Origin of the sequence: Actibacterium sp. EMB200-NS6 (genome assembly GCF_001305615.1) — a bacterium.
Classification (GTDB): domain Bacteria; phylum Pseudomonadota; class Alphaproteobacteria; order Rhodobacterales; family Rhodobacteraceae; genus Actibacterium_A; species Actibacterium_A naphthalenivorans.
Map to the genome: position 1 here is coordinate 564,031 of NZ_CP010869.1, position 14,613 is coordinate 578,643.

Sequence of the window (14,613 nt, forward strand, 5' to 3'; positions counted from 1 at the left end):
AGTGGCGGGTTTTCTTTTGCGCGGTGCCGGTGTCTTAACCGGCGGTCAGCAGTGCGCCGATCTGCGCCGGGTTCAGCACTTTGCCGGTGGAAACCACCTTTTCGTCGATGACCAGCGCCGGGGTGGACATCACGCCATATCCGGCGATGGCCGCCTGATCGGTAACCTTCACGATCTCGGGCGAAAGCCCCGCAGCCTCTGCCGCCGCTTTCGCGTTCTCGCCCAGTGCCGTGCATTTCTTGCAGCCGGTTCCCAGAATTTTGATGATCATTCCTTGTCTCCGTTTCAGATGAAAAGATGCTGGGCGCTGTTGAACGTATAGCCGATCACGATGATTCCCACGGTCACGATTGTGATGAACACGATCAGCAGCGGCAGTTTCACGACCCGTTTCAGCATGATCATCGACGGCAGCGACAGCGCCGTGACCGACATCATGAAGGCCAGCGCCGTGCCCAGCCCGACGCCCTTGGCCACCAGCGCCTCGGCGATCGGCAACGTGCCGAAGATGTCGGCATACATCGGAATCCCCGCCAGCGTCGCCACCAGCACCGACCACCACTGATCCTGCCCGAGCAGGGCAGAGATCAGATGTTCGGGGATCCAGTTGTGGATCGCCGCGCCGATACCCACCCCGATCAGCACATAAAGCCAGACGCGGCCGGCGATTTCGGCCACCTGCTCGCGGGCGAAGGACAGCCGCTCGCCCCGGCTGAGCGTCTCGTTGCCGTGGTCGATCACGGGGCTGTTATAGGCGAAGGCTTCCACCTGATCTTCCATGTTCAGCCGGCTGATCAGCGTGCCGCCGATCACTGCCAGAACCAGCCCGACCAGCACATAGGCGAGCGAGATCCACCAACTGAAGATGCTGGCCAGCAGAATGACAGAGGCCAGATCGACCAGCGGCGAGGAGATCAGGAAAGAGAAGGTCACCCCGAGCGGCAGCCCGGCGCTGGTGAAGCCGATGAAAAGCGGGATCGACGAGCAGGAGCAAAACGGCGTGATCGTGCCCAGCAGCGCAGCCAGGATATTGGCCCCCAGCCCGGTGTGCCGCCCCAGAATCCGCCGGGTCCGCTCTGGCGGGAAATAGCTCTGGACATAGGAGATGGTGAAGATCAGCACCGACAGCAGGATGAAGATCTTGATGACGTCATAGATGAAGAAGTGAACGCTGCCGCCGATGCGCCCCGTCACATCCAGGCCGAAGCCATCGCGCACCAGCAGCGTCACGAGATCCGAGAGCCACTGCATGCGCAGAAGCTGATCGTTCAGCCATATGAAAATCTCGCTCATCCGGGCCCTTTTCCCTGCCGCGCCGGGGCCTTGCCACGGGGGCCGCCAGCCTGTTCGCCTGTCCAAGTCCTAGCCGATTGTCGCGGCTGCGCGTTGATTCAGGTCATGCGATTGCCGCATTGCCGCATTGCGCCACGCCCGCCGATGCCCTATCCGCGCGTATCAGGCGAACAGGGGGCAGCGACATGGCCGACAAATCCGTTATCGAACGCAAATTCGAACAGGGGCTTTTCGCCTCGCGCTGGCTGATGGCGCCGATGTATCTGGGGCTGGTGGTCTCGCTGGCCATGCTGATGGTCGTGTTCCTGCGGGAACTGGCCTATTACGCGCCGCAGGTTCTGGTGATGAGCAGCGACAAGGCGATCCTTGCCATCCTGACGCTGATCGACCTGACGCTGGCGGCGAACCTTCTGGTGATCGTGCTGTTCTCGGGCTATGAAAACTTCGTCTCCAAGCTTGATATCGACGATGGCGGCGACCGGCCAAGCTGGATGGGCACGGTCGATTTCTCGGGGCTGAAGATGAAGCTCATCGCCTCGATCGTGGCGATTTCTGCCATTCATCTGCTGAAACGCTTCATGGAGATCGGGCAGGCGGATGCCGATGCAGCCTTCGGCGCGACCGAGCTGAAATGGCTGGTCGTCATCCATCTGACCTTCGTGATCTCGGGCGTGCTGATGGCCGCGATGGACTGGATGACGGCGCGCAGCGGCAAGAAATACTGACCATCCGCGCCGCACGGTTGTGTTTCCGTCTGGCCATGCCCCCGCAGCGGGGCTAGAAATCGGGCTAGCAGGAGAGAACCATGTCACAGATACGCCCCCAGCCCGGAATATTGGAGATTGCGCCTTATCAGGGCGGGCAATCCCATCTGGACGGCGTGGCGGAGGTCGTCAAGCTTTCCTCGAACGAGAACCCGTTCGGCCCGTCCGACAAGGCGAAGGAGGCCTTCGCGCGGACGGCCCATCAGCTGCACCGCTATCCGCCGACCGATCACGCCAAGCTGCGCCAGGCCATCGGCGACGTGCACGGGGTTGATCCGGGCCGCGTGATCTGTGGCGTCGGGTCGGACGAGATCATCACCTTCCTGTGCCAGGCCTATGCCGGCCCGGGGGACGAGGTGATCCACACCGAACACGGGTTTTCGATGTACCGCATCTCTACCCTTGCCGCCGGCGCCACCCCCGTGGAAGTGCCCGAGCGAGAGCGTGTGGTGGATGTGGATGCCATCCTCGACGCCTGCAACGAGCGTACCAGGCTGGTGTTCATCGCCAACCCGGCCAATCCCACCGGCACGATGGTCGGCGGGAACGAGGTCGCGCGCCTGGCCGACGGGCTGCCGCCGCAGGCGATCCTGGTGCTCGATGGCGCCTATGCCGAGTTCGTCGAAGGCTATGACGGCGGCGCGGCGCTGGTCGAGGCGCGGGACAACGTGGTGATGACGCGCACGTTTTCCAAGATCTACGGGCTGGGCGGGCTGCGCATCGGCTGGGGATATGGCCCGGCAGAGATCATCGATGTGCTGAACCGTGTGCGCGGGCCGTTCAACCTGAGCCAGACACAGCTTGAAACCGCCGAGGCCGCTGTGCGCGATGTTGACTATACCGAACGCTGCCGGGCCGATAACGCCCGTCTGCGGGCCTGGCTGGCCGAAGCGCTGGCCGAGGCCGGGGTGCCGTCCGACACATCGACCGCGAATTTCATTCTGGCGCGCTTCGCCTCGCCGGCAGAGGCCGAAGCCTGCGATGGATGGCTGAAATCGCAGGGCATCATCGTGCGCCGCGTCAACGGCTACAAGCTGCCGCACTGTCTGCGGATCACGGTGGGCGACGAGGCATCGTGCCGCCGGGTGGCCCATGCCGTCCGGGCGTTCAAGGGCCAGGCCTGATGAGCGTGATCTACGACCGTGTCGCCCTGATCGGCCTTGGACTGATCGCGGGATCGATGGCCCACGCCATGCGCCGCGGTGGCCTGGCGAAAGAGATCGTGGGCACCGCCCGTTCGGCCCAGACACGGCAGGTGGCGCAAGAGATCGGGCTGTGCGACCGGGTGGTGGAAACCGCCGCCGAGGCTGTGAAAGACGCCGATCTGGTGGTGCTGGCCGTGCCGGTGGGCGTGATGGGCGCTGTCGCCGAAGAGATCGGGCCGCATCTGAAACCGGGCGCGACCGTCACCGATGCCGGTTCGGTCAAGCGCGCGGTGATCGAGGCGGTGGCGCCGCATATCCCAGAGGGCGTGCATTTCATCCCCGGCCACCCGCTGGCCGGGACCGAGCATTCCGGCCCGCGCTCGGGCTTTGCCGAACTGTTCGACAACCGGTGGTGCCTGCTGGTGCCGGCCGAAGGCACGGATCCGCAGGCGATTGCCCGGCTGCGCCGCCTCTGGGAGGCGATGGGCGCCCATGTCGATGAGATGGACCCCGACCACCATGATCTGGTGCTGGCCGTCACCAGCCACGCGCCGCATCTGATCGCCTACACGATGGTCGGCGTGGCCGATGACCTGCGCAGGGTGACCGACAGCGAGGTCATCAAGTATTCCGCCGCCGGGTTTCGGGATTTCACCCGCATCGCGGCCTCCGACCCGACGATGTGGCGCGACGTGTTTCTGAACAACAAGGACGCGACGCTGGAAATCCTCGGCCGGTTCACCGAAGAGCTGTTCGCGCTGCAACGGGCGATCCGCACCGGGGATGGCGACCATCTGTTCGATTACTTCACCCGCACCCGCGCGATCCGTCGCGGCATCATCGAAGCGGGGCAGGATACGGACGCGCCGAATTTCGGGCGCGCCAAGACGGGATCATGAGGCGCGGCGCCGCCCTTGTCGCCATGCTGCTCGCCCTGCTGGCGGGCGAGGCCGCGCCCGCGGCGCCCGACCATTCGCCCCTGCCGCGCCCGCGCCCGGTTCTGATGCCGCGCCTGTTGCCGGTGTTCGCCCCGCCCGTCGATGCGGTGCGTCCTCGCCTGCGCCCTGCCGCCCGAACCGCTGCCCGAAGCGCGCCGGTTCGGATGTCCGGCGCCGCCAGCGCCTCCCTTGCCGGCATGCGCTCCCTGTGGCCCCGGCTGCGCCCGTCCGGGTTGGTCAGACCCGCCGCGGCCGCGGTGCGCGCACCCGCCGCGCCTGTCGCCACCTCCAGCGCGGGTGCGGTGTGTGGCGACCGGGGAATCATCGGCGTGCGACTGGCGCCGATCGAGGGGCGGCTGGCGGGCTGCGGCATCGATCGCCCGGTGCGGATCACGTCGGTCGACGGGGTGATGCTGAACCGGCCGGCGACCATGGATTGCGAAACCGCCAAGGCGCTGAAGAGCTGGGTGAAGAAGGGCGTGAAGCCGCATGTCAAACGGCTGGGCGGCGGTGTCGCCAAGCTTGAGGTGGCATCGGGCTATGCCTGCCGCACCCGCAACAATCAGCCAGGCGCGAAGGTTTCGGAACACGGCCGGGGCAAGGCCGTGGATATCTCTGCCATCACGCTGGCCAACGGGGCGACGCTCAATGTGCAAAGCGGCTGGGGCAAGGGCGCGGAAGGCGCGCTTCTGACACGGATGCACAAATCGGCCTGCGGCCCCTTTGGTACGGTTCTGGGCCCCGAATCAGACCATTTCCACAAAGATCATTTCCACCTGGATACGGCAGATCACCGTTCCGGCCCCTATTGCCGCTAGGCGCACTGGCCGCAATGCGTCACTTGGACAGTATTGAGGCATGGGCTGGGCGGACAGAGAACGTCATGGCGCATTTGTCGGGCCGCACGCCGGTTGCTTTGCGAAGTATCTTCACCGATTGGCCTTGGTGTCGGCACCAATGGCCAAAGCCTCTCAAACGCCAGTCGCGCCGCCGTTCAGCGCAATCTGGCGTGGGTGGAGGCACACGGGCTCATCCGAGAAGTGACTGGTCACGGACGGTATCGAATGTGGTCTCTCGACAACTGAAGGTTGATCCTCCAGGTTTGCTAGATACGTTGAATGTGCCAGCATGACAAAAATTGTCATGCTGCTCTGGCATAGTCAGCGCAATCCGGGAATGAGTTTGTCTGAATGACCTTCTCAAAAGCTGCCAATCTGTTGCGCGTCGCTGACATGGCGACCTCGCGGTATGACCGAATCCGATTGCAGGACGTGACAGACGAATTCGGCTGTGAACACCGAACAGCACAGCGTATGGTGCACGCTTTTGAAGCGGTGTTTCCTCAGGTTAACGTCACTGGGCATCAACGGCTTGTGAAGGGGGTATCACTTGCGCTTCCGCGGCGGCCCGTTCGCCAGTTTCTTGTTCTGGGAATGAACGGCAACCGCTGGCCACACAGCCCTGGGTCGGATCCTTTCTTCACCGAGGCGGAGATTGCCCTGATCCGCCAGAAAACCGGTCTGCAACTTAATGGCCGCCGGGGGAAGCTCGCGCGTGGATTGGAACTCTTCCGCCGTCAACCGCCTGCCGCACCGGCAGGCCCGGACAGATGAGCCCGGAGTGACTGATGGCACTTTTGGATTGGCCAGGTAAGTCCGCACCCGAGGACGGAACCGAACATCCTGCACTTTATCACATGATTGACGTCGGGGCGGTCGCGGAGTGCCTTGTTGCGCGGCTCGACATTCCTGCCGGGCGCAAGGCTTTTTATTCACTGGCCGCAGCTTTGCACGATCTGGGCAAGATTAGCGACAGCTTCCGGGACATGCTGCGCGACGGAAAGCCGCAGACGGAGGGCCGGCATTGGGAGGTAACCGAGCTTTGGTTGCAAGATTTTGATGACGATCTTGCCACGCTTGCCGTGAATTCCCATGCCCGAAAAGCGCTTTATGCGGCGATTGCCGGTCACCATGGATGCCCGCCGAAGAAAGAGGATTTCTACAGGATGCGGGTGGCGGCGGGTCCAGGCGCGCCGGGTGATGCGCGGGACTGTCTGCGCCAGTTCATTGCACTGTGGCCCGAGGCACGTTTCGAAATGCCCTTGCAAGAAATCGTGGCGCAAAGCTGGTGGTTGCCGGGGTTGATCGCGACGGCCGACTGGATTGGATCGAACCCGGCATTCTTTCCGCCGGTCGCTGCCGGGCCGGATGCCCGGGCCTATCTTGATCTGGCGCGCGACAAGGCGGCGCAAGCGGTGCGGCGCGCGGGGCTCGATATTCCGCAAGTGTCGTCGTGTTCGATCATCCCGCAGACGTGGAGTTTGCGGCCCATGCAGCGGTCCGTCTGCGATGTGGACCTGCCCGACCACCCGATCCTTGCGCTGATCGAAGACGAGACCGGCTCTGGCAAGACCGAGGCGGCGCTGATCCTTGCGCAGCGGATGATGCGGGCGGGCAAGGGCCAGGGGCTTTACTTTGCCCTGCCGACGATGGCCACGGCCAATGCGATGTTCGACCGGGTCGCCGATCTGGTCGGCGGCCTTTTTGACGCGCCGCCAAGTGTTGCGCTGGCGCATGGGCGGGCGACGCTGTCGCACCGGTTTCGCGAGGTGATCCGGACAGAACCCGATCCGGTGCTGCCCTCGTGCACCACATGGCTTGCGGATGATCGACGGCGGGCGCTTTTGGCCAATGTCGGCGTGGGGACGATCGACCAGGCGCTGTTGTCCGGCTTGCCCGTACGCCACGCGATGCTGCGCCATTATGCGTTGAGCCAGAAGATCCTGATCGTGGATGAGGTTCATGAAATGGGCGATCCTTATATGGCAGGGCAGCTGTGCCAGCTTCTGCGGCTGCATCGGCGAATGGGCGGTTCGGCGATCCTGATGACGGCAACCCTGCCGGTGGCATTCCGGGAGATGCTCTGCGAGGCGTTTGGCGTTTCGCCGCCCACGAGCCGCGCCTATCCGGCGCTGAGCATCGCGGGGCATTCGCAGGTTACCGGCCTGACAACGGTAAGCAGGCGCGGTCCGGTTGCGGTCAAGCGCGTGCCGGACGTGGCATCCGTTCTCGACCTGCTGGATCGGGCCGTGACCGATGGGGCGGCGGCGCTTTGGGTGCGCAATGCGGTCGACGACGCGATCCAGGCGGCCACTGCCTTGCGCGAGCGAGGCATCGAAGCGGACCTGCTGCATGCGCGGTTCGCTCTGGCGGATCGAATGCGCCACGAGGCGCAGGCGCTGGCGACGTTTGGCAAGGGGCGGGGCGACAGGCCGGGGCGGGTGCTGGTGGCAACGCAGGTCGTCGAAAGTTCGCTGGACCTGGATTTTGATGTGATGGTCTCTGACCTGGCGCCGATACCGGCGCTGGTGCAAAGGGCAGGGCGGCTATGGCGGCATATGGACCGTCGGCCGCAAAATACGCGCCCTCGGCCGTCGCCGGTGCTGCATGTGCTGTCCCCGGACCCCGACCAGGTGGCGGATGACCTCTGGCTGCGCCAAGTGCTGGATCGCGGGGCGTTCACCTATCCGCTGGACCTGCAATGGCGGGCGGCGCGTGCCATTTTCAGCGCGGGTTCGATCGACGCGCCCGGCGGTCTGCGTGACCTGATCGAGGCGGGGCTGACAGATGGGGAATTGCCGCAGGTGCTGGATCAGGCGGAGCGCGACCGGGTCGGCAAGAGTTATGCCCAAAGCGATCTTGCGGAACAGAATCTGATCGATCTTGCCAGCCCATATCGCCGGATCAAAGGCTTTTCCGATGAGGCCGATTTTCCGACCCGGCTGGGACGCGAGCAGCGGGCCCTGGTCTTGGCGAGGATTACGGACAAGGGGCTGCTGCCGCTCGAAGGCGAGGTCTGGTCGGCCGAGACCCGTCAATACGCCGAGGTCAGCGCGGCGGCCTACAAGCTGGACCGGCTACCCCTGCCGGATCAGATGACCCCGGAGGTCAGTGCGGTAAAAGAAGGCTGGCCCGACTGGATGCAAACCCGCCTTGTCGTTTGCCCGCTTGGCGAGGCTGGCGCCATTTGTGAGGGCTTGTCTTACGACCGGGAAAGAGGTTTAGTTTTTGGCAGTTCCTGACTGTTCGGGATGGCCCGTCTGTGATGGGAGTCAGAGTAAGCTCCCCGCCCATGCGGGGATAAGGGGATAATAAGTCTGTAATTGGGGTTAGTATGAAAGGGGATTATTTTCTGTTGACAGGTCATTACCTGTGACCCGATACTAACGAAGAAAGGGCGGGAATCTCCTCTCACCCCTTCGCTACTTCTCTAATCCGGCTGTTGACGCAGCCGCGCAGTGAGGCGGAGGTTGCCAAGATGATCAAGATGCCTTCCTAGCCTTTCACTGCCGTTTCAGTATTGCTGGAGGGGCAACTGCGGGCACGATTTTTCGCCCTGATCCCATTTTTTTGAGAATTACATGCCGCTCAACCTGATCTCTGATTCTTGGATCCCTGTCCGTTTGAAGGACGGGTCGCGCCGCACCATCGCGCCGCATCAGATGACCGATCCTGAAATTGCTGCACCCGACTGGCCGCGAGCCGATCTGAACCTTGCGTGTTATGAGCTGCTGATCGGGATGGTGTTCATGGCGACGCCGCCTGAAGATGACTTTTCGTGGGAAGGGGGCAGGTCCGATCCGGTGCGATTGCAGGAGAGGCTGGCGGAATACGCGTCGGCATTCTCGTTGCTGGGCGACGGGCCGAAGTTCTTGCAGGACCTTGAGGATCTGCCCGGCGCGCCATCGGGGCCGGATCTGCTGTTCATCGATTCCGCAGGTGGCAACACGGCGAAGAACAATGCCGATCTGATGGTGCATCGCGATCGCTACGCGGCACTCGACCTGCCGCTGGCGGCGATGGCGCTATATGCCTTTCAGCAGTTCGCGCCCTCTGGCGGGGCGGGGAACCGCACCTCGATGCGGGGAGGAGGGCCGCTGGTGACGCTGGCCGACCCGGGAACGGGGCTGTGGGATCTGGTCTGGGCGAATGTGCCCTGCGGCCGCCCCGCAAACCCAGGTGATCTGCCCTGGATGCGACCCACCCGGACTTCCGAGGCGGACCAAAGCGTTGGAGCAGGTCAGGCGCATCCGGTCGAGGCGTTCTTTGGAATGCCGCGCCGGCTTCGGCTTGTGGCAGAGCCGGACAGGGTCACCGGCGTGGTTCAGCGACCCTACGGAACGAATTACGGGCTTTGGCGGCACCCTTTGTCGCCCTACTACAGGCCGAAGGAAGGGGCCGAGCTTTTGCCGCGCCACCCGGCCACGGGGCGGCTGCCCTGGCGCAACTGGATCGGCATCTTGCTGAGCGATCCGAAACAGGAAAGCGGGCTTCGTTTGCGGGCAGCCTGTATCGAGGGGTTTTATGAACGCTATGGGCGTCAGGCGAAGCGGATGATCGCCGCTGGCTGGGCGATGGACAACATGAAGCCCAAGGATTTCCTGTGGGAGGAACTGCCGCTTCTGACGTTCGACGCGGCGGCGCAAAGGCAGGCCGAGAGCATGATCGGCGCGGCCGAGACGGTGGCATCGGCACTGCGCCGGGCGTTGACGGCGCTTGTAGCCGAAGGGTCGGCCCGCGACGCGGAATATGAACAGTTCTGGAGCGCGACCGAAGGCGATTTTCTGGATGCGTTGGCGGTGCTGTCCGCGCCTGATTTCGATGCGGCGGATATTTCGCAGAAGTTTCTTGGGGCGCTTGGCCGTCAGGCGCTGGCGCAGTTCGACGCGTTGGCACTGCCGGGGCTGTACTGGAAAAAGTTCCCCAACATTGAAGACAAGAAGAAAAAGGCGACGGGCGTTCTGAAAATTGTGGAAGAGCGCACAACACTGATGGCGCTGGTGTATGGGCGCAGCAAGCAGGGCAAGTCGCTTTGGGCTGGTCTGGATGTGGTGCCACCGGAAAGAACGACGCAGCGAGAGGTGATGACGTGAGTAAGCATGAGAAGACCAAAAGACCGGGTCAGATCATCCTTGGCTGGTGGACACGCGAGCTTGGATCGCGCAAGACCGGGGAGCAAAAGGCGCTGTCGGCGCGGCTTCGGCGGGGCGACGATGTGACGGTGCTCTGCCACAAGCCGGTGCATCAGCTGGCGCAGGCGCTCGGCCTGCGAGACGGTACCAGGATCGCCCGTCTGGCGCGGGTTCTGGCGCATGTGCGCGAAGACGCGAAGGCCAGTTTGCCGCGCCGGTTAGGGGTGGGCGATCCGCCCGCGTTGTCGCCGCTGCGGTTCGAGCGGCTGGTGCAATCATCGGACGAAGATGTTGAAACCGCCATCAGGCGAGCCCTGCCGACGGTTCGACATTCCGTCAATGTCGCGCATCTGGGAGCGGCGATCCTTTTCTGGAACGACCGGACCCGCACCAACTGGTGCTTTGATTATTACCGGGCGGTTGCGCCCTGGGACAACCAGCCTGAGGACGTTTCCCAATGACAACATTTGTTCAATTTCACTTGCTTACAACCTATCCACTGTCGAACCCGAACCGCGATGATCAGGGGCGGCCGAAACAGGCGCTGATCGGCGGCAGTCCGCGGCTTCGGATCTCGTCGCAATCGCTGAAGCGCGCGGTGCGGGACAGCAGCTATTTCGCCCAGGATCTGGCCGGGAATATCGGCACGCGGACGCAGCGGCTGGCCACGGTGCTTGCCGAGGAGTTGACGCAACAGGGAGTGACCGAGGCCGAGGCCAAGAGGATCGCGATCGAGATTGGCACCGTGTTTTCCAAGCTGGAGAAGGGTAGCACCAAGGCCACGACGCTGGCCTTTGTTTCGCCCGATGAATGGGCGCTGGCGCGCGCTTTGGCCGCGAAGGCCGTGGCGGGCGAGGACTTTCCCAAGGACAAGGAGCTGAAGCAGGCGATGCTGCGGCGTGCCGACGGGGCGGTGGATATCGCCATGTTCGGACGGATGCTGGCCGATAGCCCGGCCTATAACCGCGAGGCCGCAGTTCAGCTGGCGCATGCCTTTACCACCCATCGCGCGCAGGTGCAGGATGACTGGTTTTCGGCGGTGGATGATCTGAAGACCCGCGACGAGGACGCCGGCGCGGGCCACCTCGGCGAGAATGGGTTCGGATCGGGTATCTACTATCTTTATGCCTGTGTGAATGTCGATCTGCTGGTGGAAAACCTTGCCGGCGACAAGGCGTTGGCGGCGAAAGGCATCGACGCGCTGGCCAGGGCGCTGGCGACGGCCACGCCAAAGGGCAAGCAGAATAGCCATGCCCACCACCCGCGCGCCGGATACATTCGCGTCGAGCGGGGGCCTGCGCAGCCGCGCGACCTGTCGGGCGCGTTTCACAAGGCGGTAGCCCCGGATCTGGGTGGGAGTATCGACGCCCTGACCGATATGGCAGACAAGATCGACCGGGCCTATGGCATATCTTTTGAGACCCGCATGATGGATGTTCCAAAGGGACACGGGACGCTTGCCGAGATCGCCGCTTTCGCAGCCGAAACCGCAAGCGGTTTGTGCGCCGATGCGTGAGTATCTGATCTTTCAGCTGGTCGCCGCCATCGGCGCCATGGGCGAGTTCGGCGGGCACGACCGGCGCGGTACGCTAAGCCTGCCGGGCCGTTCGGCGGTGATCGGGACGTTGGGTGCCGCGCTTGGACGCAGGCGCGATCAGCCGTTTGCGGATCTGGAGCAGCTGGATATTGCAGTCGCCAGTTTTGGGCGCTCCGCCCCGTTGCGCGACTATCATACTGTTCAGACCGTGCCCTCGGCCGCTGTAAAGGCACCGCAGTCCCGGCCCGAGGCGCTGCGGGAAGCGGCCGGCAGCGACAAGCTGAACACCACGCTGACCAGTCGCGACTACCGATGCGATTGCGTTTTCGGGGTGGCGGTGTCGGGCGGCGATCTGCCCGGGCTGGCGCGGGCGCTGCAACGCCCGGCATTTCAGGTCTATCTGGGCCGCAAGTCCTGCCCGCTTTCGGCGCCGTTCGATCCGCGGATCGTGGCGGCAGACAATCCGGCCCGGGCCTTGACGCAGTTGCGCCTGCCGCCGTGGATCGGGGCGCGACAGATGATCGAGATCGTCGCGGACGAGGGCACCGATCTGGACGCGCCCGCGCGACAGCAGACCCGGCACGACCGTGCCATCGATCGTGGGCTCTGGCATTTCGGCAAGGGGCGCTACAGCGTTGCCCATCCCGAGGTCAACGCCGCCATGGTGCAAGACCCGGGCGAGGGGGCGCCATGATCTATTTGTCCCGTGTGCGTCTGTCGCGCGATCCGCAGGTTGCCGCCCTTGATGCGCTTCTGGATCCGGCACAGGGCGGCGCGCGCGCAGACGCACATCACCGGCTTATCTGGTCGCTTTTCGCGGGCGACCCCACGGCGGAACGCGATTTCCTCTGGCGCGCGGAGGGCGAGGGAGCGTTTATCGTGCAATCTGTGTGCCCGCCGCAGACCAGCCCGCTTTTCGAGCCACCGGAGATTCGCGAACATGCTCCGGACCTTCGGCCGGGTGACCGGTTGTCCTATCTTCTGCGCGCCAATGCCACGCGCGACTTGCGTGGAGAAAAGCGCAACCGGGTCGATATCGTGATGCACCGGCTGCACGGCCTGCCCAAGGCGGATCGCAATGCCAGGCGGCTGGATCTGGCGGCGGAGGCGGCTTCAGAATGGATGGCAGGGCAGGGCGCGCGCGCGGGCTTCGAGGCGCTGCGAACCCAGGTGCAACACTACCAGACTCTGACCCTGCCGGGCCATAGGGGCAAGCGCAGGGGAGAGCCGCGGTTCGGTATCCTCGACCTGACCGGAGAAATCGCCGTAACCGACCCCAAGGCCTTTCTTGCAAAGCTGGCGCAAGGCTTCGGTCGTGCCAAGGGGTTCGGCTGTGGGCTGATGCTGATCCGGAGGGCGTAAAATGACCGGGATGCCTGGCCTGCCGCCGCCGCGACCCATCCCGCTCAGGGACCGCGCACAGCTGGTCTTTGTCGAACGCGCAAGGCTTGACGTGCGCGACGGCGCCTTTTGCGCGGTCAATGCCGACGGGACGGTGACCCAGCTTCCGGTGGGCGGTTTGGCGGGGCTGATGCTGGAGCCCGGCGCGCGGATCAGCCATGCCGCTGTGGCGCTTGCCGCGCGGACGGGCACATTGATCACCTGGGTTGGCGAAGGCGGCGTGCGGCTTTATTCCGCCGGTCAGCCGGGCGGGGCGCGATCCGACAAGCTGTTGTGGCAGGCAAGTTTGGCTTTGAACGACGCCGCGCGATTGCGCATCGTGCGTCGCATGTACCAGATCCGATTTGGCGAGGCCGCACCGGAGCGGCGCTCCATCGACCAGCTGCGCGGGATCGAAGGTGTGCGGGTGCGCGAAAGCTACGCACTCCTGGCGCGGAAGTACGGGGTGAAGTGGAGCCGCCGCAAATACGATCCCAAGGATTGGGAGGCGGGCGATACCCCGAACCGCTGCCTTTCGGCCGCAACCGCCTGCCTGCACGGGCTGACCGAGGCGGCCGTTCTGGCGGCCGGTTATGCCCCGGCCATCGGTTTCCTGCACACCGGCAAGCCCCTGAGTTTCGTTTACGACATCGCCGACCTGTGGAAGCTGCAAACAGTGGTGCCCGAGGCCTTTCGCATCGCGGGAGAGGCGGCGAAGGGCAGGCTTGACATGGCGCCCGACCGGGCGGTGCGGCTTGCCTGCCGCGATGCGTTTCGCCGTTCGGGGCTTTTGTCGAAAATCATACCGCAGATCGAGATCGTTCTGGCGGCCGGTGACTTGCCCAAGCCCGTGCCCGCCCCCGACATGCTGGGTCCGGCGTTTGAGGACGAGGAGGACGGCGGCGATGATGGTCATCGTGGTTAGCCGCGCACCGCCGCGCCTGCGCGGGCGTCTTGCGGCCTGGCTGCTAGAGATCCGGGCAGGCGTGTTTGTTGGCGATTATTCGGCTCGGACGCGCGGGCGGATCTGGGATCAGGTTCTGGGCGGGCTGGAAGACGGCGATGCGGTTATGGTGTGGCGCGCCCCCAACGATCAGGGCTTCGACTTTGCCACTGCCGGCCAGAACCGGCGAATGCCCGAGGATTTCGACGGTTTGAAACTGGTGAAGTTCCTGCCGCGTTCAGGTTAATATTTCACCTGAAAGAATCGGTGCGCTCTTTGACAATTGAATAACCCAGTGATTCCAATCATCTTCGGGAAGACCGTTCCCCGCCCACGCGGGGATCAACCGAAATTCCGACCCATGAGGTATTCGCCCTGATCCCGTTCCCCGCCCACGCGGGGATCAACCGAAGGGTTACCTGATCGGCTCGAACAGTCAGATCCGTTCCCCGCCCACGCGGGGATCAACCGCTGCAAGAGAGCGACACCACGACAAGCGGTGACCGTTCCCCGCCCACGCGGGGATCAACCGTCGATATAGCCCGTCACGCCCGTTGCGGCATTCCGTTCCCCGCCCACGCGGGGATCAACCGCAGCTGGCTATACTGCGCGAGACGGATCCGGTCCGTTCCCCGCCCACGC

At 64.3% G+C, this 14,613-nt stretch carries 15 protein-coding genes and 1 CRISPR repeat array (1 of these 16 only partly in view); of the genes, 13 read left to right on the plus strand and 2 right to left on the minus strand.

The features are described 5' to 3' along the window. Positions 1-34: 34 nt before the first annotated feature. Together TQ29_RS02800 and TQ29_RS02805 are read right to left on the minus strand one after the other, a co-directional pair. The gene (locus tag TQ29_RS02800) at positions 35-271 is read right to left on the minus strand and encodes a thioredoxin family protein (protein WP_037209260.1); all 237 of its coding nucleotides are present in this window, start codon (positions 269-271) and stop codon (positions 35-37) included. Positions 272-285: 14 nt separating this feature from the next. Then, positions 286-1,293, minus strand: a complete 1,008-nt coding sequence (locus TQ29_RS02805; RefSeq protein WP_054537926.1) for a permease — start codon at positions 1,291-1,293, stop codon at positions 286-288. Between the two features lie 203 nt (positions 1,294-1,496). On the opposite strand from TQ29_RS02805, the gene TQ29_RS02810 reads away from it, so the two are divergent. The 13 genes from TQ29_RS02810 (at position 1,497) to cas2e (ending at position 14,218) form a co-directional block, all read left to right on the plus strand. Beyond that, positions 1,497-2,018: a TIGR00645 family protein gene (locus TQ29_RS02810; protein WP_207642726.1), complete on the plus strand. Its 522-nt coding sequence runs from the start codon at positions 1,497-1,499 to the stop codon at positions 2,016-2,018. A gap of 80 nt (positions 2,019-2,098) precedes the next feature. Further along, positions 2,099-3,181 carry a histidinol-phosphate transaminase gene (hisC, locus tag TQ29_RS02815; protein ID WP_054537928.1) on the plus strand — a complete coding sequence of 361 codons (1,083 nt, stop codon included), beginning with the start codon at positions 2,099-2,101 and terminating at the stop codon, positions 3,179-3,181. Further along, a complete protein-coding gene (locus tag TQ29_RS02820) occupies positions 3,181-4,101 on the plus strand; it encodes a prephenate/arogenate dehydrogenase family protein (RefSeq protein WP_054537929.1) in 921 nt (306 codons plus the stop codon). The genes hisC and TQ29_RS02820 overlap by 1 nt, the downstream gene beginning before the upstream one ends. After that, positions 4,098-4,958, plus strand: a complete 861-nt coding sequence (locus TQ29_RS02825) for an extensin family protein (RefSeq protein ID WP_054537930.1) — start codon at positions 4,098-4,100, stop codon at positions 4,956-4,958. The genes TQ29_RS02820 and TQ29_RS02825 overlap by 4 nt, the downstream gene beginning before the upstream one ends. Positions 4,959-5,330: 372 nt before the next feature. After that, on the plus strand, positions 5,331-5,753 hold the full coding sequence (locus TQ29_RS20190; RefSeq protein ID WP_082386498.1) for a hypothetical protein: 423 nt from the start codon (positions 5,331-5,333) through the stop codon (positions 5,751-5,753). 14 nt (positions 5,754-5,767) lie between these two features. Then, positions 5,768-8,221, plus strand: a complete 2,454-nt coding sequence (cas3, locus tag TQ29_RS02830; protein ID WP_162231803.1) for a CRISPR-associated helicase Cas3' — start codon at positions 5,768-5,770, stop codon at positions 8,219-8,221. A gap of 339 nt (positions 8,222-8,560) precedes the next feature. Then, the gene (casA, locus tag TQ29_RS02835) at positions 8,561-10,072 is read left to right on the plus strand and encodes a type I-E CRISPR-associated protein Cse1/CasA (RefSeq protein WP_054537932.1); all 1,512 of its coding nucleotides are present in this window, start codon (positions 8,561-8,563) and stop codon (positions 10,070-10,072) included. Next, the gene (gene casB / locus TQ29_RS02840) at positions 10,069-10,572 is read left to right on the plus strand and encodes a type I-E CRISPR-associated protein Cse2/CasB (protein WP_054537933.1); all 504 of its coding nucleotides are present in this window, start codon (positions 10,069-10,071) and stop codon (positions 10,570-10,572) included. Before casA ends, casB begins: the two co-directional genes overlap by 4 nt. Further along, the gene (gene cas7e, locus TQ29_RS02845; protein ID WP_054537934.1) at positions 10,569-11,627 is read left to right on the plus strand and encodes a type I-E CRISPR-associated protein Cas7/Cse4/CasC; all 1,059 of its coding nucleotides are present in this window, start codon (positions 10,569-10,571) and stop codon (positions 11,625-11,627) included. Before casB ends, cas7e begins: the two co-directional genes overlap by 4 nt. Beyond that, entirely contained in the window at positions 11,620-12,342 is a 723-nt protein-coding gene (gene cas5e / locus TQ29_RS02850) for a type I-E CRISPR-associated protein Cas5/CasD (protein WP_054537935.1), read from the plus strand. Before cas7e ends, cas5e begins: the two co-directional genes overlap by 8 nt. Beyond that, positions 12,339-13,010, plus strand: coding sequence for a type I-E CRISPR-associated protein Cas6/Cse3/CasE (cas6e, locus tag TQ29_RS02855; protein WP_037204911.1), 672 nt, complete (start codon positions 12,339-12,341; stop codon positions 13,008-13,010). Before cas5e ends, cas6e begins: the two co-directional genes overlap by 4 nt. 1 nt (position 13,011) lies before the next feature. After that, complete coding sequence (cas1e, locus tag TQ29_RS02860) at positions 13,012-13,953, plus strand: type I-E CRISPR-associated endonuclease Cas1e (protein ID WP_054537936.1); 942 nt, start codon at positions 13,012-13,014, stop codon at positions 13,951-13,953. Then, positions 13,934-14,218: a type I-E CRISPR-associated endoribonuclease Cas2e gene (gene cas2e, locus TQ29_RS02865; protein WP_054537937.1), complete on the plus strand. Its 285-nt coding sequence runs from the start codon at positions 13,934-13,936 to the stop codon at positions 14,216-14,218. Before cas1e ends, cas2e begins: the two co-directional genes overlap by 20 nt. Before the next feature lie 73 nt (positions 14,219-14,291). Further along, a CRISPR array of direct repeats spans positions 14,292-14,613; the repeat unit is 29 nt; unit sequence CCGTTCCCCGCCCACGCGGGGATCAACCG; it runs 256 nt beyond the window's last position.